The sequence below is a fragment of the Paenibacillus sp. FSL W8-0426 genome (assembly GCF_037969725.1).
GTDB classification, from domain to species: Bacteria; Bacillota; Bacilli; order Paenibacillales; family Paenibacillaceae; genus Paenibacillus; species Paenibacillus hubeiensis.
Genome location: NZ_CP150203.1, coordinates 3,918,174 through 3,938,463, shown reverse-complemented (window position 1 = coordinate 3,938,463; position 20,290 = coordinate 3,918,174). Strand labels below are relative to the sequence as shown.

Genomic DNA, 20,290 nt, shown 5'->3' with positions numbered 1-20,290 from the left:
AATCACCATTTCTAGTTGAACGAAAGGAGGAGAACGGATGACCAGGTTATCTTACTCCAGTATAGGTGAAACTCCTTTTCAACGCTTGCTGGGTCATAATCCAGGTATTCAAACAAATTGGACCAAGCTTGAACAAGCTTTTTATGATGACGGCCGATTAAGCAGCGAATTAAAAGAACAGGTTCGTCGAACCCTTGCCTACGGCAACGGATGCAAGTACTGCCAGGCCAAAGGAAAACCAGATCTGAACGAAGCTGATGTTAAAACCAGTCTGGCTGTAGCTTTTGCTGAATTGTTTCTGAATCATCGCTCAGCCATTAATCAAGGAACATTCGATGTGCTGCGCAACGAGTTCTCCGAACCCGAGATTGCAGAGCTGTGCTCGTTCATTTGTTTTACGACAGCATCCCAAACCTTTGGTTCGCTAATGGATTTACAGCCCTGAAAATACTGCAAAAGAGAGGAGGAAAAAAACACCGACGATGTATACAAGTCATGAAGATATGATAAACGTTATTTTCGTTGCTCAAAAGAATGAACAACTGGAAGAAGCATTGCTGAATAACACGCAATTAACAGCCTTATTGAATGCAAAGCAAGTGTGGATCGAGAAATTTAACAACAATTTCAAAATTGAGAATTTGATTTGGACGTATACTTCAAACCATGTATCTTTACACATTTATTTGAAATAGTCGCTAAAGAGCGGCTTTTTTTTTTTGCAAATGTCACATATCGCAAAATGCTGGACGTTATACAAGGTGAAGATGAAACAAAAGGGAGGTGAATGGTTTGAAGCACACAGACACCGGAGCAGAATTGATGGATATTGAACCGTATGTGATCGATGCCCAAAAAGGGGACAAGGAAGCTTTTGCCGTCATCATTCGTACCTTTGAGAGACAAATTTATACGTATTGTTATTATATGTTGAAAAATCGCGAAGAAGCGGAGGATGCGCTGCAAGAAATTTTTATTAAGTTATACCGCTCTATTCAAAAATACGAACATCAGGTTTCGTTTTCTTCCTGGCTTTACAAAATAGCCTATTATCATTGTATGGATATGTTCAGAAAGAAAAGCAGGCAGAAGAAAACGTTATTCCTGCAAAAAGAAATTCAAGAGTTGGAGCATCAGCACTTGAAGGAGAACATACCCGAGGTCGAACAACTACTTATGAGTTTGAAAGTGGAAGAGAAGCATCTCGTACTATTACGAGCCGTTGAACAGTACAGCTTCGAAGAAATCGGACAGATCATGGAATGCAAACCGGCGACCCTTCGGAAAAAGTATGAACGCATCAGAAAAAAACTAATTCGAGAAAAGAAATCTAGAGGAGGGACAACGCATGAAGCAATGGTCAGATCCCACTGAAGAAGAGCAGGTAAATCAAATTAGAAGGATCGTTAAACAAAAAGAAATGCCGCAAGAAAGCTATGTAAATCAAATTTTAGAGAGGTTGGATCATATGAGCAGATCGAGTGAAATCAAACGTACTCGAAAGTGGAAGAGAAAGATAGCAATCAGCGTGACCGCTGCCGCGATGCTTGGAGGCGTGGTGATGGGGAGTGGATTTGTTTCCCCGGTAATGGCGGATGCCTTGAAAAATGTACCGTTAATCGGCAGTGTGTTCCAATACAATGAGGACAGCTCTTTGAAGAAGGCCAGCACAACAGGACTGACAACGGCGCCGAACTTGAGTGTGACCAAGGACGGGGTGACGCTCAGCATTAAAGAGGTGATGTTCGATGGAAACCGGCTTGCATTTGCCATTGAGCGTCAGGGCGTGGACGACGATACGATGTTCTCCCCTTATCCGCCGGAAGGAGCAAAGGACGAGAATGGAAAATTGATTCCATCGCCGCCTTTGGAACAACAGAAAAAAGGGTATATCCATATGCCGGATGTCAGCATTCAAGGAAAGAACAAATTTTTTGGCATGTTCTCGCAAGATGTAGGCAAAACGGAGGACGGACAAGACATCCACAATATAGCCCTGTATGAAATTATGAAGGGATTGGCGGAAATGAACCTCCCCGAAGCGTTTGACATGACAGTAAAACTGAACGTCACCGGGATCAAGGAGCCGTTTGAATTCGTCGTGCCGGTCCAAAATCTGGCGAAAGGATCGGTAGTCCTTCACCCGGACCAAACGAAAAGCAGCGGTGACTTCAGCTATACGGTCAAGCAGCTTGAGTTGACGCCGGTAACGACACGTCTGGTTCTAGACAGTAAAGGCAAAGTTCCCGCAACTGCCCAGCAAACGGGTGATTTAAGCCCGTCTAAAATGCACTACGACATCGTTGACCAGGATGGTAATCCGGTGCAGCAGAAACTGATCGAATACCCCAATAGCGTTCCTGATACCGAATATCATGAAGACGAGGCCTATAAGCCATTTGCCAATACACCGACCTCCATTACGATTAAGCCTTATACCTTGACTGCAAAAAGGGATTGGAGCTTGGTGACGGACGATAAAGGCAATCTGGTTAAAACCTATCATAAAGATCTTGAAATGACCATTCCGGTCATTCAGAAATAAGTCTTCCGCTGTGATTGTGCGAGTGAAAGAGGCGTTCTCATAGAGATACGCCTCTTTGACTTGCATAGCCTGTCAAAGAGCGCTTGAAATGCAACGGTTGCCGGCAACTTCGTTCATGCTCCGTTCATATTGCATTCATTAAGAGGACATTTGGGTTGGTTAGACTTACAATAGAGGACCGACCGCAAGGCCACTGCAATGATAACAAGAGGAGCTGAAGAAGTTTGACGCAACCAGGAACGGCGGCACCTGCACTTGATTTTAAGCCACTCATATCAGAGTTAACTCCTTATTATAAAGTCGTCGCGATTGAACCTTTTGGTTGGTTACCGAAGCATATCTAAACAAAGCATTTTCCTGCATCGGTCGTTTCTGCTCGCGGTCGGCCCAACCAGCAGGCCTGCTGTAAACGAGGTTTCCGCCTAATGTAATTTGAACAACGGTACCCACGATCCTTTTTTCCTCGAGTGTACGGTCAATGACCTACCTCATTGACGCTTTTGTGCAGCCATTCCAGATCTATATTTCTCATGTTTCTCATCCTCTCCTGCTGTAATTTACTTGATTATTTATAGCAAGTGTGTTTATTATATAAATAATTTCTACCGCATTACATAAAACAAACAAGTTAAATGAAGTAGTTTCCGATGATTCCAAAGGGATTTAGAACAAATAACTTTTAAAATTAAGGTGGTCGATGTTCTTGGACGAGATCGATAATAACATCCTGCTCCATTTGCAAAACCAGGCGAGATTATCAATGACGGATTTAGGAAAGCTGGTGGGACTGTCTCAGCCAGCGGTAACCGAACGTGTAAAACGCATGGAAGAAAAGGGGATTATCGAGGAATACCGAACCGTCATTTCCGCACAAAAAGTGGGTAAGCCATGCACAGCCTATATGCTTGTTCGGACCCGGAATTGCTATCCTTTCCTTGATTTTTGCCGTTCTTCACCAGAAGTCACGGAATGTTACCGGATAAGCGGAGAGCATAATTATTTATTGAAGGTCCTCACGGAAACAACTCAGGAGTTGGAAGAGTTTGAAAACAGGTGCGATCAATACGGAACCTATACGACTCTGATCGTAATGTCTTCACCGATTGCTTATAAAAATCTCATTGGTGAAACGAATTTGCTCGCATAGGATGTAATCCTGTAATCCCCAAAAAAATGAATCCGCCTTTGCAGCGAATTCATTTTTTGATTATGTTGCGCATGCTCGTGAATTCCTTTAGGAAGGAAAGCCATGCTTTTTAGCTAACCGAGCTGCAAGCAAGGAGGGAAGCAGCAGAATGATTAATGAGCCTGGAAGGAATCCGGCTCCAAGCTGTTCGAGAAGAAGCCCGCCGATAATGCCTCCGCCGCCGATGGCCACATTCCACGCGGTAACCAGCATCGATTGGGCTATATCTGAGCTTTTTCCCGCTGCTTGTGCTATCGCTGTTTGCAGTAAAGTGGCTGCCCCGCCAAATGTAAGCCCCCATGCCGTAACACCAAGAATGATGACTGCAGGTTGATTCATTCCGATTCCCAAGGCTGCGGAAGCCAAAGCAAATCCCGTGATGCTGATTAAAACCAGCATTCTTAGAAAACGATCAATCAGCATGCCTATCACCCAAATGCCGACAATCGAGGTAATGCCGAAAATAAGAAGAACCAAATCCACTCGCTGAGCAAACGCCGTTTCGGCAAGATACGGTGCAATATAAGTGTACAAAATATTATGAGCTAATACCCATGCCAACACGACAAACAAAATCGACCGAACACCGGGAATCAGGAAAACCTTGTGAAAAGGGAGCTGATCACCGGCAGGCTCGCCGGCATAATCCGGCACCTTCCAGAGCACCCAGCCAATAAGGGCTGCAGCCAGTAATGATACAGCTCCGAAAATGAGACGCCAATCTGTATAAGTACCGAAAAAAGTGCCAAGCGGAACGCCCAGCGCCAATGCCAACGGGGTGCCAACCATGGCTACGGCCATCGCTCGTCCCTTTAACGAATCAGGCACCATGCGCCGCGCATAACCGGCCGTCATCCCCCATAGTACACCTGCCGAAACACCTGCGAAGAAACGCGCGACAAGCGTCAGCACATAAATAGAAGATAAGGCGGTGATGGTGTTAAATACAAAAAAGCCGACGATGCACAGCAGCAGAAGCGGCCGGCGCTTCCACCCGCGGGTAGCCGTTGTCAAAGGAATGGCGGCCAGAACAGATCCAACCGCATAGAGAGTAACCAATTGTCCGGCAAGAGCTTCTGTGACCCCGAGATCCTGCGCAATTTGCGGCAGTAATCCAGCAGGCAGCCCTTCCGTAAGAATGCAGATGAACCCCGCCATGGCTAAGGCCAGCAGCCCGACCCACGGAAGACGTTGGGAAGACGGCACATTTGCTCCGCCGCCTTTTCGTATAAGAGCAGTGTTTGAGTTCACGAAAAAAATCTCCTTTATTTATTTTTTGCCGTTTAAAAAGCTTTGGCTTTCGTATAAGCATATATAAATAAAACATTTATTTACATGGATGATTAAAGGAGAATGAAGCGAATGAAAAGGAATATACTTTTATTTTTATTGAAATTCCATGAATTTAAAGGCAAAAAGGCAGCATCGTCAGATGCCGCCTAATGACAAATCGTAATCGAAGAGCTTGAGAAACTTTAGCTCCTTTAATAATAGAAAGGCATTGAACATTGCGATTGAAGATTGATATTCGATAAAAGAGTTGTCAGCGAATCAGTATGATTGCTTATTACATGCAGCATAGGAGATGATATGTTTGGAAGAGCGCATTCGATATACGACCGCTCCGCCTGAAGACTTTGGGAAGGTGTTAGCCTTATACGAGCGGTTGGGGTGGAATTCACTAAAACTCACTGTGAATGAGTTGGAACGGATGTTTCATGGAAGCTGGTCTGCCATATATGCATATGACCACGAACGATTAGTCGGTTCAGGGCGCATTATTTCGGACGGCGTTATTACCGGCCTGATCTGTGGCGTCGGGGTATTGCCGGAATACCAATCCAAGGGGATTGGCAAAGAGATGATGGGCCGGTTGGTTCAACACTGCAAGGAACACGGAATCATTCCTCAGCTCATGTGTGTGGAGAGCTTGGAATCCTATTATGAAGCCATAGGGTTCAGGAAATTTACGAGCGGCATGAAAATGGACGTGGATCGATAACCCACGAGAAACTATTGTGATGCAGGATACTTCATCCGGAAGAACATGCCTAAACCAATGCTGAAGCCGGATTTCCAGGATCATGGCGTATGGCGGGCAATGAACGTTTCGATGCTTCAGGCCCTAAACCGAGAATTCTCCGGCATCATAATTGTTCCCATGACGATGGTTCACCCCCCATACTTCGATGAAATCATCGGCAGCTTAAGATCCAGAGGGATTGAAGTTCATCATTTTGCACTGCTGGCGAGCAAAGAAACGTTATTAAAACGATTGAGAGGCCGGGGAGACCATCAAAACTCATGGCCTGCCCAACAGGTGGATGGATGTCTGTCCAGTTTATCTCAGAATTTGTTTCGCACGCATATCCACACGGATCACTTGACGCCTGACGACATCGCTCTGCGAATTGCTAATGATTGCAGTGTTGAGCGGCAGGTCATGCGAGCCACGCCGGATTTCAGGCCGCAGTATAAGTCTTCGCATCGTCGATTTATCAACTCGCCCCGATTCCGTATGAAACGAGAAAGGCTTCATTGCTGAGGTTCCTGTTAATATGATTTTGGGGAGATAAGGGAGAGCATGTTTATCATCCAATCACATTACGCAATGATCCATCCTCCGTCGTCATTCTTTGTGGTGGTTTTTCGAAGCGTTAAGCTCAGGAGTGATATAGCGGCAGCAACATTGTAAACAAAAAAACATCATCGGTATGATGCAGGGTCAAACTACCTTGATGCAATTCCATGATATTCCTGGCAATGGAAAGACCGAGCCCAGAGCCGGCCTGAATGCCTTCGCTGCTCCTTGAAAAGTCTACTTTATAAAATCGGTCAAACAGCTTATTCACTTGATCCTCATTAAGCGGTGTCCCTTTATTTTGGATCTCTATCGCGATGTGTGTACTGAATTTTTCCATTCGAAGTTCGATAGCACCGGGTTTGTGTGAGTATTTCAAAGCATTCATCAACAAGTTGTCGATTGCCCTGGCGATTTTTTCGCTGTCCACATAAACATTCGTCGGAGAGGGGGCAATCTCTTTGACGATACGAATCCCATTTTCTTGAGCAAGCGGCTCAAATTCAAATAACATTTGCTCCAAAAGTTGGGATAAATCGATTTCTTTCCGATTCAATTGGGTATCGTCGACAGACGTAAGCCGGGTGTATTCGAACAAATCGTCGAGGAGTTTTCTCAAATGGACGGCTTTGTTGTACGTATTTTGGACAAAACGTGAATACTCATCTTGATCTCGGAAAGATTCGGTCTTTAGAAGCTGAATATAACCAATGATACTTGTAAGAGGAGTGCGCAAGTCGTGGGAGAGACCTGTAATCATTTCCATTTTTGACTGTTCAATCTCACGTTCCTTCGCAATTTGTGCTTCTAAACGCTCTGCCATTCTATTAATGTTTAAAGCGACATTACCTAGTTCGTCTTGACGGTCAATCGTTACCCGATATCCTAAATTCCCCACGGCGATTTTTTCAAGCCCTTGCTCTAGTTTGATCAAGTCTTTTACAATGTTCCGGGTCAAAAATAGAAAAACACCGATGAAACTAACGATAAACAAGGGGGTAATCAGATAAGGAAAAAATCGAGAGTACCAATCAGATTCCATAGAGTTACCAAGATAAATCGAAGTCAAAAGGAAAACATAGTTAATGCCAAGTGAGATAACGAGGCTTAGGATCATTCGAATGAGAATATTGACTTGAATTCGTTTGTTTTGTTTTAACTTTCGAACATAATTAATCAATTTTATAACCAACCCCCCATACGGTTTTAATGTATTGAGGTTCTCTTGGCGTTTCCTCCAATTTCTCTCTTAAATTACGTATGTGAACCATAACCGTATTGTCAGAATACCCATAGGGCTCTTTCCATACACTTTCGTAGATTTGCTCCGAGCTAAAAACTTGACCAGGCCGGCTCGCTAATAGCAGCAGAATGGCGAACTCCAAAGGGGTCAACGAAATCTCTTTTCCTTTGAGTTTAACGGAATGTTTATTCTTATCGATCGCCAGGTCCTTGATGAGGATTAACGAATTAAATTCTTCTTTGCCCATTAAGGATTGACGACGGAATTGTGCTTTTACGCGTGCAATCAATTCCAAAGGATTAAATGGTTTGACCATGTAATCATCTGCTCCGGTCGTCAAACCGATAATTTTATCGCTGAAGGCGAGAAGACTCCCTCCTCAAAATCGTCAGCTTTAGGTGGGGGATGAATCGCCATCTTTTTGTATTCGAAACCGAACATATGTGCTATAATAACTGCAAAGAACGGAGGTGTATGGCATGCTCTTCCATAAAGCATACAAGTATCGGATCTACCCCGATCGTACACAGCAGCAGTGGATCCATCAGATGTTTGGCTGTTGCCGTTTTGTATTCAACCATTTTCTGGGACAATGGAAGGATACATTTGATGCCACAGGCAAGGGTTTGTCGTACAATGCTTGTGCCATGCAGCTTCCAGCTCTAAAGCAAGAACATCCATGGTTGAAAAAAACGGATAGTATTGCTCTACAATCGGCTGTTCGGCGTGTGGCCGATAGCTTTGATCGTTTTTTCAAGAAGCAGACGGAGGCTCCGCGTTTCAAAAACCGTAAACATCCGGTGCAAAGTTACACTACTCGATATACGAATGGAAATATCGCTGTGAATGGAAGTAAGCTGAAGCTCCCCAAGCTGGGGTGGCTGCGTTTTGCAAACTCCCGCCCCTGTGAAGGACGCATTCTCTCGGCGACGGTACGGCGAAATGCTGCGGGGAAGTATTTTGTCTCGCTCGTCTGTGAAGTGGAGATGGAGCCCTTGCCGGGTAACGAAAAATCGGTAGGGATCGATCTGGGACTTCAAACGTTTGCGGTATCATCCGAGGGTATGCGGGATACTCATCCGAAAGCCTGGAGCCGGTATGAAAAGAAGTTGGCGAGCTGGCAGCGGAGGCTGGCCCGGCGTACGAAAGACGGTTCCAACTGGCAAAAAGCCAAACGGAAGGTCGCCCTGATCCACGAGAGAATGGCGAATATACGCCATGACTTTTTGCATAAGCTGTCCACCAAGCTGATTCGTGAAAACCAAACGATCAGTATCGAGGACTTAAAGGTGTCTAACATGCTCAAGAATCACAAGCTGGCCAAATCGATCGCCGATGCGTCCTGGAGTGAGTTCAGAAGGCAGCTCACGTATAAAGCGGAATGGTACAGACGCACCCTCAAGATTGCGGATACGTTTGCTCCGACAAGTCAAACCTGCCATGTATGCGGAGCGCTACACCGAGAGGTGAAAGATCTTTCGGTACGGGAATGGGTGTGTCCATCCTGCCAGACCCTCCATGATCGGGATGTCAATGCAGCCCGAAACATTAAGGATGTTGCCATATAGATCATCATATCGACAAGAACTGTGGGGACCACAGGGATCGCTTGGTCCACTTCGAACCAAGAGGTTCGATTACCCAAGAATCCCCCACTTCAAGCGAAGGCTAAGTGGTGGGAGTGTTCAACGATATCCTCTTCCTTGGCAGACAGCATGATGATTGGAGTATTTGAAATTCCCCTGATTTTCATACATGCCGTGATCCCATCCATCCGTGGCATCATGACATCCAGAATAACAAGTTGGACCGAACTCGATTGGATCATGTCCACGGCTTCTAAGCCATCGGCTGCTTCAATGACGTCATATCCTTCATTGCGCAAGTATACATGGATCACATCTCGAATTTCCGGATCATCGTCTACGACTAAAATGGTATTCATTTTCTTTAATATCTACCCTTTCTCATATATAATGCTTTGAATTTTCATTGCTTTCTTTATTTACGGCACACATAGACGAAAGCGGAGGGAACATTCAGAGGAACAAACTCAATGTTCTCAATAGTGAATTTTTCGGAAAGATGCTTCTTCATTTGCAGCGAATATTGAAAAGCGATGAACCGTCCTCCAGGTTTTAAAGCTTGGTGAATCTCTTCAAACAAGGCATCCCTTAATGTACGCTCAAAATTGAAAAAAGGCAAACCGCTAAAAATATAGTCCAATTCGTCGATGCCTTCGTTCTTCATGGTATCCAATAAAGCGGCAGCGTTCGGGTAAGAGATGAACTCCGGATATTCATGTTGTAAATTGTTCCGCATCGTTTGATCCATTTCAAATAATAAAACTTTTGTATGTTCATTTGCATTTTTTTGAATGTATCGGGTAATGGCCCCAGTCCCTGCGCCAAGCTCCGCAACGGCAGTGCTTTCTTGCCAAATGGCATGATTAACCATTGCGCTGGCCAAAAAGCGAGAGCTTGGAATGATACTCCCCACATTTTTCGGGTTTTTCACAAAGCTTTTTAAAAAAAGCAATTTATCATTAGTTTTCATTATACATACCTCCATTGGGTTTATTATGAACGGCTCCGTTCGTTTCAAATCGCATTTTTCAGGCCTTGGCTCAAAAACTCAAGGAATGCAGCAATGATAAAATTGAATCTCCAAAAAAAGTTCCTAAAGCAAAAAAGATGATCGTCCAAAGCAGCGCGCTCAAATACGTGATCAGAGCGAATTCTTTATAACGAACACCACTTAGCCCAATGAGCAATGGCATGAAATAACGTACAACCGGGATAAACATGCTACTACACATGGCTAGATTGCCTTTTTTTCGAAGAATGGATTCGGCTTTGAGATAGTGCTTGTTGTGTGAGAGCTTTTTCTTGAATTTGTAGCCGAATACGTGACCAGCAGAATAAGCAAGCGTGATCGCTGTCAGCAAACCAGCCAAAATACTGATATAGGCAGCCCAGTGGTCGATAACATCCGAGCGGCTTAGAACGGCACCGGTAAGGATCGTTATTTCATTAGGAATCGGAATTCCGAATGGGCCTAGGGAGAAGGCGAGAAAAAAGAAAAGGTACCCATATTGATGAATCAGATCTAACACTGCGTTTCCAATCATTTTTTTCAGCTCCTCCTATTGATCGTTTTATCTTAACGAGAAAAACTAAGGAAAGAATGAGAGTATTTCTAAAGAAAATCTGAAGAAAACCTAAAGAACAAAAAATAAACCGCATAACCATTGTTGATGTGATCTAAAAATGGCCATGCGGTTTATGAATGAGCGTCCGAAGAAACATCACGTGCAAATCGCAACAATTCGTTAATTCTTTTCTTTAAGTACACTGCTTTTGTGATTGCTTCTTGAATCCGTTTTCCGTAGTCGTCCGGGTTATTGTACGATGAAGTTTTCAAGAGGGTTATGTCATGAATAAGACTGTTTAACGTTGGCCGTAATTCCGATATGATATCCTCCATTAACTTTTGATTGAAATGCTGCGTTTCATGTTCTTTCTTTGTTTCCTGCTGCAGGTGATCCATCAATGAATTGATGGTAGTTGCGACGTTGTCCAATTCATGAAACCCCAGATGAGGAATCCTATAACTTAAATTCTCTCCATTAAACATCAGTAATGCCTTTTCCAATACGATCATTCTTTTCGCAATGGGTAGTGTCAATAAACTGAATGTTATTACAAACAGTACGATAAAAAACATCGGAATGAGATTGGCTGCCATAAAATGAGGAGTGGGGCCTTCCATTAAGTATGAAAAATGGGCAAGATAACAGGTGAGATAATAAGAGGAAAAGCATGTGAAGAAAAATGCAATCAACAAACGGTTGCCCAGATAAATTAATATTTTTACATAGATATTGGTTATTCTAAAGGCTGTTGAACGATTTTCATTCATGATTGGCGATCACTCCGTCATTTATTAGAGCCATCATAATCATAAATCCTGAAGAATATCATAGGGGATTTCTAAAGAAACTCTGAAGAGAGTCATAGGAGAGGTGGATATTGTGGGTAAGGCCGGTTATCATGATCTGCTATAGGAAACAAGCGTTTCTCATATAAGAAACGCTTGTTGAAGTTAAGCCGGCTGTCCTCTACCGACTAGGCTGTTCTAAATGGATTTGGGGATACTTATCGGAGAGGTCGCTCATCTCTGTTTTGCCTGTACCCTTGACATATTGGTCAAAAAAAGCAAGACTCACTTCATTGATGATTTGATGAACCTCGCGCGGTTGGGCTTTTTTAGCTGACAGCAGCGGGGAGAAGAGGTGAAAATCCGTAAAACTCATATGGGACGTCTTTGGGATCGTCATCGTATACCCTCCGTTTTTCAAAGCAAGGTTGCGGCGTTCCGCCGATTCCTCCCAAAATGACTCGTAGTATGCTTTTGATTTCCCGCTCTGGGCAACGGCTTTGTCCAATGAGTTTTCGAACACGGTTCGATCGATACTCTGTTCCCCGTTCATTTGCAGATAAGGCTTCGCGAAACCATCATCAGGAGGCGGATCGCCATAAAGCGTGCCATCCATATTCATGGCTGCCCGGATACGTGAGTCCTTCATGAGCATTTGTGCTGCGGTCGCGCCTCCGTAAGAGTGCCCAAACATTCCGATACGTGTCAGGTCAATATGATCTTTAAACTCCGGTTGAGCGTTCAGTTGTTCAAGCTGGTCTAATACAAAAGTCACGTCATCAACCCAGAGAGTGATATGGCTTCCAAGTTCACTGAAACCACTCAAATTATTTTTCTTCAACAAAATTTCTCTTCCGTCGGGATAAACGGTCGCTGCTGCATCGTATGCATGATCGATGCCAACCACAATATAACCATGACTGGCTAATTCTTCGACCTGAAAGGTATTTTGGTTACGAAAACCGGTCAGCCCATGAGAAAAAATCAAAACAGGATACTGCTTTTGGTCATTGGACAAGGAGGCATTCGTAAACGAGTGCGAATCGATCAGGCTGAGGTGATCAAGTGTCCACGATGGAAACGAAAGGGCTTTTTCAAGACCCTTGGTTACAGCTTTCACATGAAGGATATAGGGTTCAACCGGTTTGGATTCCGTGGTGTCCGCAGGATACCACAACTGAACCATCAGTTCCCGATATGCGTTGGGTTCTGATGCGTTTTCTTCCTTCCGGTCCAAGTCCGTCCAATGCAATACGGTCGTTCCAACCTGATAAGGCCCGGTCGGTTTTTCAAAGGTAAACACAGGCATCAGGAATGAAGGAGCGACCATCATTCCTAATAGGAAAAGAGACATGATCGTCCAAAGCGATGTTTTCCATCCGATCTTTCTGCGATCCGTTCGTTCCCTCTTTTTCCGAGTTATACTTAAAAACAGAATCATAGCTATTACTGTTATGTATGCAGGAACCATCTGCCATCGGTATCCATCCAAAGCGAATTGTAAAATCGTAGCGATGAACAGCAAGGCAATTGCAAAAAGCCTGGGCATTTCAAAAAAACGTGGTTTCCATATGAATAGATTTGCAAGAATGAAAATTAGCAATACAAGTACGATGTCGAATAACCTCAAAGTTTATATCCTCCCAGTAAATTCATTTGTAGTCCCAACAGTCCTGAAGTATGGTTTGTACATGGACGTTCCCTTCTTTCTGTAAAATTTTCAACCGAAAAGGCTCTTCTCCCTATAGACGGCGACTTACTTGGAAACTATTTGGTTTTTTATAAAACTATATAGTAACACACGAATATCTTATCGATTTGAAGGAATGATGTCAAATCAAGCGAACACGATGGAGCATCGGCGGAACATTTTAAATGTAAATTTCGTTGGAAGATCAAGGGGGGCGTACGATGAAGAAATATTCGTTTTTCACCTTCATGTTTGCTTTATTAACGGCCTTGTTTCTAAGCAGCTGCCAAAGTTCTAATACGCCTAACCAGGCGGGAGCAAGTAAAGAACCAAAGGAATTAGAAACCTTCTTTCCCGGCGATATGACACAGGTTGATTCTATCGAAATCATGAGTGGCAGTGATGGTACCAAAAAAACGACTACAGATCAAGCGCTCATTCAGAAATGGATTGAAAAGGTGCGCCATATAAACATCGTCCTTGATCCGGATCAGGAAGATGCAGCAGGGGTTTTGTTCCATGTTACGCTGTTTAAGCAGGGGAACGAAGTGTTCTATATGACGCCTACCGATATGAATCATCAGCGCATGAAACCGCAATCGGAATTGGCAGACCGAATGGCAGAGCTTTTCAATGCGATAAAGTGAGTTTGATTTGTAGCATAACCGAGCCGTGTGCTACCTACTTTAGTCGAACACAAGAAATGTAAGTGATTTTTTTTACTGTTGATTTAATGAATTGACTGGATAATTAGACGATTATCTTCATTATTGAACTAAGGGTAGAGGATGTCAAAAATAATAAGGTAGCAGGAGAAGGATATGAAACTGAGCGTTAAAAATCTTTCTAAACATTACGATAAGCCCATTCTTCAGAATGTGTCTTTTGAAATGAACACCGGGATACTTGGTTTGTTAGGCGAAAATGGAGCTGGAAAAACGACATTGCTCGAAATCATCTCCACGCTGATTGCTCCCCATACAGGTCAAGTAGACTATGAAGGCATGGATGTCAGTCAGGATTTACGTGCGATCCGAAAACAGATTGGCTACTTGCCACAGAAATTTGATTTTTTTCCCCATTTAACCGTGCAGGAGATTCTTGAATATGTTTGTCGTTTGAAAAATATTCACGGCAAGCAGCGGATAACAGAAATTGAAGAAAAGCTCGAGCAGGTTGGTTTGCTGGTACATAGGAACAAAAAATTCATTGCTTTGTCTGGAGGGATGAAGCAGCGCTTAGGTATTGCCCAAGCCATCGTTGGCAACCCCAGGTTACTTTTGGTTGATGAACCCACCGTGGGACTTGATCCTCATGAGCGTGTGTCGTTTAGACAACTGCTAACCACTCTTTCTACAGACCGATCTATTATTATTTCCACCCATATTGTCGAAGATATTGCACTTACAACAGATTTGGTTCTTGTACTGCACCAAGGGATTGTGAACTATTTTGGAGATATCCCTGCTTTCATCAAATCGGTGGAGGGAAAGGTGTGGCTTTACAGCGGAGAGAATGTGACGGAGAAGCTTCAAGAGCAAGGTGCACTCATCATCTCAACACAGGTCACTGCAAGTGGTGTACATGTTCGCTATATATCGGATACCCCATTGGAAGGCAGCCTGTTAGTAGAGCCTACTTTGGAGCACGCCTATATTTATACGAATAGAAAGAAGGTATAACCATTGCATGAATTTATGGTACAGCTTCATTTTTCGTTTAAATCATTGTTAAAACATCGATTGCTGCTCATCACTGTTTTTTTGCTCACAACGATCATCCCGCTTGTTCTGGCACAAATGAGCGGAGAGACCCGCTTTGAAAATCGTTGGCTTTCCATGCTTCAGCTCCAAATGATTATTGTGACACCTCTGGTTCCTGTTCTCGTCAATGCTGTTTGGGGCGGAAAACTTAGAGACTTCGAACTGAAAACGATCCTGTTTTATCTAATTATCCCTTCCAATTATTTAATCTCTAAGCTTGCAGCTGTTGGGGCCGGAATAAGCATGATCTTGATACTGATTGATTCTATTTATTGGTTTGCATTATCCAATCAAGGTTCTAGTCTCTTATGGTTAGTCACACTCTTGCAAATCATCTTAACCGTATCCTTTGTTGTCTCGTTAACTGGACTGTGCTCTCTTGTTTTTAAGAGGACGATTTACAGTACCATTTTCGTTTTTATTTACCTGATGATCAGTATTCAATATGTCCAACAACCGATGTTTGCGATCTGGTTTAATCCAGATTATGTATCGGAAATGATCCTAGAGCCGCATTTTATGCTTCAACGGTACGTCTTGGTTTTATGGGTAGTGCTCATGCTTTTGATCAGCTCCATGTTGTTCAGAAAGCAGGTTGCACGCACATGATACGGTTATGGTTTTTAGAATTAAAGGTCCTGTGGCGCAGTGAGCAGATCTGGGCTTTCTACATGGGACTTTTCATTTTATATTTGAGCAAATTTGTATTCTTTATCGATGAACTGCCTGTTACTATTCCTTTATATGGACTGTTCATGTCAATCATGACACTGGTTATATTGAATTCACCTAGACGTTACAATATGGTTCATATAATAAGACTTACCAACTGGAATCCTATACGAAGAACATTGCAGTCATGGTTGTTTAGTTTTTTATGTACCCTTCCAGCTTCAACCCTCTTATTTTTCACGGTTCGCGAAATTTTTAAAGACACTCCCGTTTATCTGCTGGTGTTTGTTATTCTCGGATTATCTTACTTCGCCATCAGCTTTGCGTTTGTAATTTCTTTATTATCATTCAAAACGGCTATCCTATGCTGTGTATCTGTGTACATGCTCCTCACTTTAATGCATGGTTATAAGCTGGAGAGTATCCGGTATGCTGCACCAACTCTGAATTTCATGTATCCGGATTACCCTGATATGAGGAATATGCTCTCGATATTTTTTCTTGGAATCCTGATGATGGGGATCTATTTTTGGAAAGGAGTCGATTGGCCTCGTCGGCAAAAAAGAACGCTGCTTTTCATTCTCATGATGATCCTTGTCATATACATTGCAGTCCCAATTAAAGAAACATGGAATGAAAGACATTTAGCAAACGAACCTTATCAAAAGGTTCAAGTGAATAACATCGTTGTGCAATATAAAGGTATCCCTCAAAGTATAGCAACAAGATATAGTCAGGTGGTCTCTGATATTATTGAGGAGTTGAAGGAACATGAAATGAATCCGGAAATGACTCGAATCAACATCACTCGATTAGGCCGAGTCCCCAAAGGTACTCAACTGGAGCATATTATGAAGTTAGAAGAGAAGACGCTATATATTGAACCCTATTCAAATAAATTCTATGAGTTCAATTATGGGTATAATATCATTCGAGACATGCTTGAACTCTCGGGAATTGACCATCAAATCGAACAACAAATAACCGAGAGTTTGATCCGTAAAAACAAACATCACTTTTTCGATTCACTTCAACGCAGGGGACTTAGCGAAACCTACGAATAAGAGATATGATTTTGAGTAAAGGTAACACCCAACTGCTATTGAGCACATTCAAAAAAACCGTTCAATCAGCATCTACATACTGTGTTCTTAATTTCAGGGCACCACCCAAGCGCAAATGGCTGGCGGGTGCCTTTTTTTGTCCTATAAAGGAATCTTTTAAAATGAACGACAAGCAAAGAGGTGGATTCCGGTATTCACCCTTGCCATGTGACTGCAAAACATGAAGGTAAAAAGAACTTGTTTGAAGAATAATTCAAGTAAAATGCGGGTGACTAATTTGTATTTTAGGACCGGATTTCAATTTTTTTCGAAATTTTCAATAGAGTTTGTCGATTTTGGTTTCTGGCGTTCGTCGTCCTGTTTAGAGGCCGGAAAGGTTGGATCTCATAGCGTCTATTAAAAAGGAGGAGCTTACCACATGAAGTTTATGATGATTGTCAAAGCAACCAAGGATTCTGAGGCTGGGAAACCGCCTAGCCCCGAACTGTTTGAAGCAATGATGCGGTTTAATGAAGAGTTGGCAAAAGCAGGGGTGTTGGTGGCCGCAGACGGACTGCATCCAAGCTCTGGAGCCATTCGGATTTCTTATCCGGAGCCTGGAGGAAAGCCTACGATTGTGGATGGTCCATTTACCGAATCCAAAGAAGTGATTGCTGGGTATACCCTGATTGAGGTGAGATCTCGGGAAGAGGCGATCGAGTGGGCCTTGAGAATGCCAGACCCGCACGGATTGGGAGAGGGACAGATTGAGCTCAGACAGGTATTCGAAGGAACGGATTTGACGGATGATCCCAAGATGTTAGCCGCCCATGACGCACTGAGTGCAGAACTGAAGCAACGCAATCAGCCATAATGGAGAGTCATGTCCATCGCAAGGTCGATGCGATCTGGCGAATGGAGTCGCCGAAGATCATTGCCGTATTAACCCGAATGGTGCGCGATATCAGCCTTGCCGAAGATCTGGCCCAAGACGCAATGCTCATTGCGCTGCAAAAGTGGCCGGAGGTGGGCGTTCCCGACAATCCCGGTGCTTGGCTGATGGCCGCGGCAAAAAGACGTGCCATCGACATGATGCGAAGAAACAAGGTGCAGCAGCGAAAATATGAAGAGGTCGGCCGCAGCTCCGACATGTTTGATGAACAAGAGATGAACAGTGCATGGGATGGGTCCGTGGGGGATGATCTCTTGCGCTTGATCTTTATGACGTGCCATCCGATATTGTCCCGCGAGGCTCGCCTCTCATTGACCCTTCGTTTGCTCTGTGGATTGACAACAGATGAGATTGCTCATGCGCTGTTCGCTGCCGAACCGACCATTGCCCAGCGGATCGTGCGTGCAAAGCGAACATTGCGCGATGCCAGAGCGGAATTTCAGATCCCTGAAGGAAACGAACTCAAGGAGCGTCTCGAAACCGTAATGGAAGTGATCTATCTTTTATTCAATGAAGGATATGCCGCGACTGCGGGGAGTTCCTGGATACGTCCGTTATTATGTCAGGAAGCGCTGAGGATGGGACGAATCTTGGCAGAGCTTGTAAAGAAAGAGCCGGAAGTTCATGGCTTGGTGGCATTAATGGAAATCCAATCGTCTCGTTTTAGAGCCCGAGTTCATTCCTCAGGGGAGCCGATCCTTTTGCAGGACCAAAATCGGGGATTATGGGACCATCTATTAATTCGTCGAGGGTTGGCAGCGCTTGAACGAGCAAAATCTTTCGGTCGACCGCTTGGTCCTTATGCGTTGCAGGCTTCCATTTCCGCATGCCATGCTGAGGCCCGTACTGCCGAGGACACCGACTGGATCAAAATTGCCGCATTGTACGAAGCGTTGTCGCGGGTCCTTCCCTCGCCGGTCGTTGAGTTAAACCGAGCGGTAGCCATCGGTATGGCATTTGGCGCGGAATTTGGCCTTCAGCTTGTGGAGCAATTGGAAACGGTAAAAGCGCTGCGGGAGTATCACTTGTTGCCCAGCGTGAAGGGGGATTTCCTTGAAAGGCTCGGACGAAACAACGAGGCTTATCAGTCGTTTCAATTCGCAGCCTCGCTTGCACAGAACGATCAGGGACGGGCACTGCTGCTCAAGCGCGCGGCAAAATGCAAACAGACTTTCCAAGGGGAAGGAACAGAGAAAGGGATGGAAACCGAATTGAAAAATCAAATGGGCCTGTAAATAATCAAAACGACATAACGTGTGCGCAAAGGAGAATATGACCATGAACCAAGAAGTTACGGAATATATCCAATCCTTGAAAGAGCCTTGGCAAAGCCAGCTGTGTAACGAACTGCGGGAGCTTGTACGCTCCGTCATTCCTGATGTACAGGAGCGGATGCAATATAAAAAACCCCATTATCTGAAAAACGGGAAATATGCTGCCGTCATTTCCGCTTCGAAAGATGCAGTGAGTTTCACCATCTTTAATGCCGCAGCTGTGACATTTCCTGAAGGTTTCGATGGACCCGCGGAACGAAAAACGATTAAACTGCGTAAGGGGCAAGAATGGAGCAAGGAATCGTTAACTTCCTTGTTGAGTCAGGCTGCCTCGACGTTGGAATGAACTTTGTACTAAATAGCTGCCAACGGGGTTGGCGGCTTTTTTGTTGCCATGGATATAACGGTACAAGGGAAAATAAAAAAATTCCTAGCGATGTCGATTTCCATAAGTTGTGTTCGTCATGTAAGTATAGATGCAAAAAATGGCTTATTGGAATAACCACATATCTCAACCTTAAAGGAGAACAAACATGAATACGATCATTTCCAGAGACGGAACCAACATCGCATACGACAGAATCGGGCAAGGACCGACGCTTATTCTCGTGGCAGGAGCTTTCAGCTACCGCAAATTTCCTGGACAGGTACAGTTAGCCAAGGAATTGTCCGATCAGTTCACGGTGTATAATTACGATCGGCGGGGCAGAGGGGACAGCGGGGACGGAGAACGTTACGCCATAGAGAGAGAGATTCAGGATCTGGAGGCCCTGATCGAAGAAGCCGGTGGGAAAGCATACGTTTGGGGCTTATCTTCCGGGGCGGTTCTGGCCATGAAAGCTGCCGAGAATGGTGCGAAAATCACTAAATTAGCCCTGCATGAGCCGCCCTTCATTGTCAATGCGTCTGACCGCACACCTCCTGTAGATTTTCTGGATCAAGTGACTCGGCTGATCGCGGAGGAAAAGCGTGCAGAAGCCATTAAATACTTTATGACGCAAGGCATGGGCGCTCCTGCCTTTGTTGTATCCATGATGCGTATGATGCCTGGCGTGTGGGCTAATCTGATGTCTGTTGCCCATACTCTTCCTTACGATGCTCAATTGATGCAAGGTTATATGTCTGGCAAGTCTTTACCCGCTCATTTTGGAAAAAAGATCACCCAACCCTCCTTAGTATTGGAAGGTATCGAAAGTCCATCCGCACTACGCAGCGGGGCACAGGCACTTGCAAGCATACTCCCGAATGCGGAGCTGCGAAGCAAGAAAGGACTGGGCCATACGAAAAAACTTAATGCCAAACGGATTGCTTCTGAGTTAAAAGCCTTTTTTGATCAGGACAGTGATGTGGTTAGTACTGTGCAAGAGCGCTAATGATGATTAAGACGTCTATTTATGGACAA

Annotated in this window: 21 protein-coding genes and 3 pseudogenes; 15 read left to right on the top strand and 9 right to left on the bottom strand. The window is 44.2% G+C overall.

Annotated elements, in window-relative coordinates; translation table 11 throughout:
- Positions 1-37 precede the first annotated feature (37 nt).
- The 3 genes from MKY59_RS17550 to MKY59_RS17540 all read left to right on the top strand — a co-directional run bounded on the left by MKY59_RS17550 (position 38) and on the right by MKY59_RS17540 (position 2,545).
- Positions 38-445 (top strand): carboxymuconolactone decarboxylase family protein, encoded by a 408-nt coding sequence (locus tag MKY59_RS17550; RefSeq protein ID WP_339272732.1) that lies wholly within the window; start codon positions 38-40, stop codon positions 443-445.
- Positions 446-792: 347 nt separating this feature from the next.
- Positions 793-1,374: a sigma-70 family RNA polymerase sigma factor gene (locus MKY59_RS17545; RefSeq protein WP_236412370.1), complete on the top strand. Its 582-nt coding sequence runs from the start codon at positions 793-795 to the stop codon at positions 1,372-1,374.
- Between the two features lie 94 nt (positions 1,375-1,468).
- Positions 1,469-2,545, top strand: coding sequence for a DUF4179 domain-containing protein (locus MKY59_RS17540; protein ID WP_339272729.1), 1,077 nt, complete (start codon positions 1,469-1,471; stop codon positions 2,543-2,545).
- Between the two features lie 384 nt (positions 2,546-2,929).
- Here the strand turns inward: MKY59_RS17540 and MKY59_RS17535 are convergent.
- A pseudogene (locus MKY59_RS17535) lies at positions 2,930-2,995 on the bottom strand (hypothetical protein); the annotation flags it as partial.
- Positions 2,996-3,248: 253 nt separating this feature from the next.
- Between MKY59_RS17535 and MKY59_RS17530 the strand changes: the two are divergent.
- The gene (locus MKY59_RS17530) at positions 3,249-3,692 is read left to right on the top strand and encodes an Lrp/AsnC family transcriptional regulator (RefSeq protein ID WP_236412373.1); all 444 of its coding nucleotides are present in this window, start codon (positions 3,249-3,251) and stop codon (positions 3,690-3,692) included.
- Positions 3,693-3,779: 87 nt separating this feature from the next.
- On the opposite strand, the gene MKY59_RS17525 is transcribed toward MKY59_RS17530, so the two are convergent.
- Positions 3,780-4,889 carry an MFS transporter gene (locus MKY59_RS17525; protein ID WP_339272727.1) on the bottom strand — a complete coding sequence of 370 codons (1,110 nt, stop codon included), beginning with the start codon at positions 4,887-4,889 and terminating at the stop codon, positions 3,780-3,782.
- Positions 4,890-5,325: 436 nt separating this feature from the next.
- On the opposite strand from MKY59_RS17525, the gene MKY59_RS17520 reads away from it, so the two are divergent.
- Together MKY59_RS17520 and MKY59_RS17515 are read left to right on the top strand one after the other, a co-directional pair.
- The gene (locus tag MKY59_RS17520; RefSeq protein ID WP_339272725.1) at positions 5,326-5,733 is read left to right on the top strand and encodes a GNAT family N-acetyltransferase; all 408 of its coding nucleotides are present in this window, start codon (positions 5,326-5,328) and stop codon (positions 5,731-5,733) included.
- A gap of 45 nt (positions 5,734-5,778) precedes the next feature.
- Entirely contained in the window at positions 5,779-6,276 is a 498-nt protein-coding gene (locus MKY59_RS17515) for a tunicamycin resistance protein (RefSeq protein ID WP_339272724.1), read from the top strand.
- A gap of 118 nt (positions 6,277-6,394) precedes the next feature.
- Here MKY59_RS17515 and MKY59_RS17510 read toward each other — a convergent pair whose 3' ends face one another.
- Both MKY59_RS17510 and MKY59_RS17505 read right to left on the bottom strand, forming a co-directional pair.
- Entirely contained in the window at positions 6,395-7,492 is a 1,098-nt protein-coding gene (locus tag MKY59_RS17510; protein WP_339272722.1) for a HAMP domain-containing sensor histidine kinase, read from the bottom strand.
- A pseudogene (locus tag MKY59_RS17505) lies at positions 7,485-7,910 on the bottom strand (response regulator transcription factor); the annotation flags it as partial. The pseudogene MKY59_RS17505 and the gene MKY59_RS17510, both read right to left, overlap by 8 nt.
- A 124-nt stretch (positions 7,911-8,034) precedes the next feature.
- Between MKY59_RS17505 and tnpB the strand changes: the two are divergent.
- On the top strand, positions 8,035-9,123 hold the full coding sequence (tnpB, locus tag MKY59_RS17500; RefSeq protein WP_339272720.1) for an IS200/IS605 family element RNA-guided endonuclease TnpB: 1,089 nt from the start codon (positions 8,035-8,037) through the stop codon (positions 9,121-9,123).
- A gap of 122 nt (positions 9,124-9,245) precedes the next feature.
- On the opposite strand, the pseudogene MKY59_RS17495 reads toward tnpB, so the two are convergent.
- From MKY59_RS17495 to MKY59_RS17475, 5 genes and pseudogenes are all read right to left on the bottom strand, one after another.
- Positions 9,246-9,500: pseudogene (locus MKY59_RS17495) on the bottom strand (response regulator); the annotation flags it as partial.
- 56 nt (positions 9,501-9,556) lie between these two features.
- Entirely contained in the window at positions 9,557-10,111 is a 555-nt protein-coding gene (locus tag MKY59_RS17490) for a methyltransferase domain-containing protein (RefSeq protein WP_339272718.1), read from the bottom strand.
- Positions 10,112-10,181: 70 nt separating this feature from the next.
- A complete protein-coding gene (locus MKY59_RS17485; protein ID WP_339272716.1) occupies positions 10,182-10,685 on the bottom strand; it encodes a VTT domain-containing protein in 504 nt (167 codons plus the stop codon).
- A 152-nt stretch (positions 10,686-10,837) separates the two neighbouring features.
- A complete protein-coding gene (locus MKY59_RS17480; protein ID WP_339272714.1) occupies positions 10,838-11,476 on the bottom strand; it encodes a hypothetical protein in 639 nt (212 codons plus the stop codon).
- 199 nt (positions 11,477-11,675) lie between these two features.
- Positions 11,676-13,124 carry an alpha/beta fold hydrolase gene (locus MKY59_RS17475; protein ID WP_339272712.1) on the bottom strand — a complete coding sequence of 483 codons (1,449 nt, stop codon included), beginning with the start codon at positions 13,122-13,124 and terminating at the stop codon, positions 11,676-11,678.
- A 281-nt stretch (positions 13,125-13,405) separates the two neighbouring features.
- Here MKY59_RS17475 and MKY59_RS17470 point away from each other — a divergent pair, with 281 nt between their 5' ends.
- The 8 genes from MKY59_RS17470 to MKY59_RS17435 all read left to right on the top strand — a co-directional run bounded on the left by MKY59_RS17470 (position 13,406) and on the right by MKY59_RS17435 (position 20,261).
- On the top strand, positions 13,406-13,831 hold the full coding sequence (locus MKY59_RS17470) for a hypothetical protein (RefSeq protein ID WP_339272710.1): 426 nt from the start codon (positions 13,406-13,408) through the stop codon (positions 13,829-13,831).
- A 174-nt stretch (positions 13,832-14,005) separates the two neighbouring features.
- Positions 14,006-14,866 (top strand): ATP-binding cassette domain-containing protein, encoded by an 861-nt coding sequence (locus MKY59_RS17465; protein WP_339272708.1) that lies wholly within the window; start codon positions 14,006-14,008, stop codon positions 14,864-14,866.
- A gap of 3 nt (positions 14,867-14,869) precedes the next feature.
- Positions 14,870-15,556 (top strand): hypothetical protein, encoded by a 687-nt coding sequence (locus MKY59_RS17460; RefSeq protein ID WP_339272706.1) that lies wholly within the window; start codon positions 14,870-14,872, stop codon positions 15,554-15,556.
- Positions 15,553-16,683: a hypothetical protein gene (locus MKY59_RS17455; protein ID WP_339272703.1), complete on the top strand. Its 1,131-nt coding sequence runs from the start codon at positions 15,553-15,555 to the stop codon at positions 16,681-16,683. Before MKY59_RS17460 ends, MKY59_RS17455 begins: the two co-directional genes overlap by 4 nt.
- A 418-nt stretch (positions 16,684-17,101) precedes the next feature.
- Positions 17,102-17,536 (top strand): YciI family protein, encoded by a 435-nt coding sequence (locus MKY59_RS17450; RefSeq protein WP_236412398.1) that lies wholly within the window; start codon positions 17,102-17,104, stop codon positions 17,534-17,536.
- The gene (locus tag MKY59_RS17445; RefSeq protein WP_339272701.1) at positions 17,536-18,849 is read left to right on the top strand and encodes an RNA polymerase sigma factor; all 1,314 of its coding nucleotides are present in this window, start codon (positions 17,536-17,538) and stop codon (positions 18,847-18,849) included. Before MKY59_RS17450 ends, MKY59_RS17445 begins: the two co-directional genes overlap by 1 nt.
- A gap of 43 nt (positions 18,850-18,892) precedes the next feature.
- Positions 18,893-19,234, top strand: a complete 342-nt coding sequence (locus MKY59_RS17440; RefSeq protein ID WP_236412400.1) for a DUF1801 domain-containing protein — start codon at positions 18,893-18,895, stop codon at positions 19,232-19,234.
- Between the two features lie 187 nt (positions 19,235-19,421).
- Positions 19,422-20,261, top strand: a complete 840-nt coding sequence (locus MKY59_RS17435; protein WP_339272699.1) for an alpha/beta hydrolase — start codon at positions 19,422-19,424, stop codon at positions 20,259-20,261.
- The last annotated feature ends 29 nt before the right edge of the window (positions 20,262-20,290 follow it).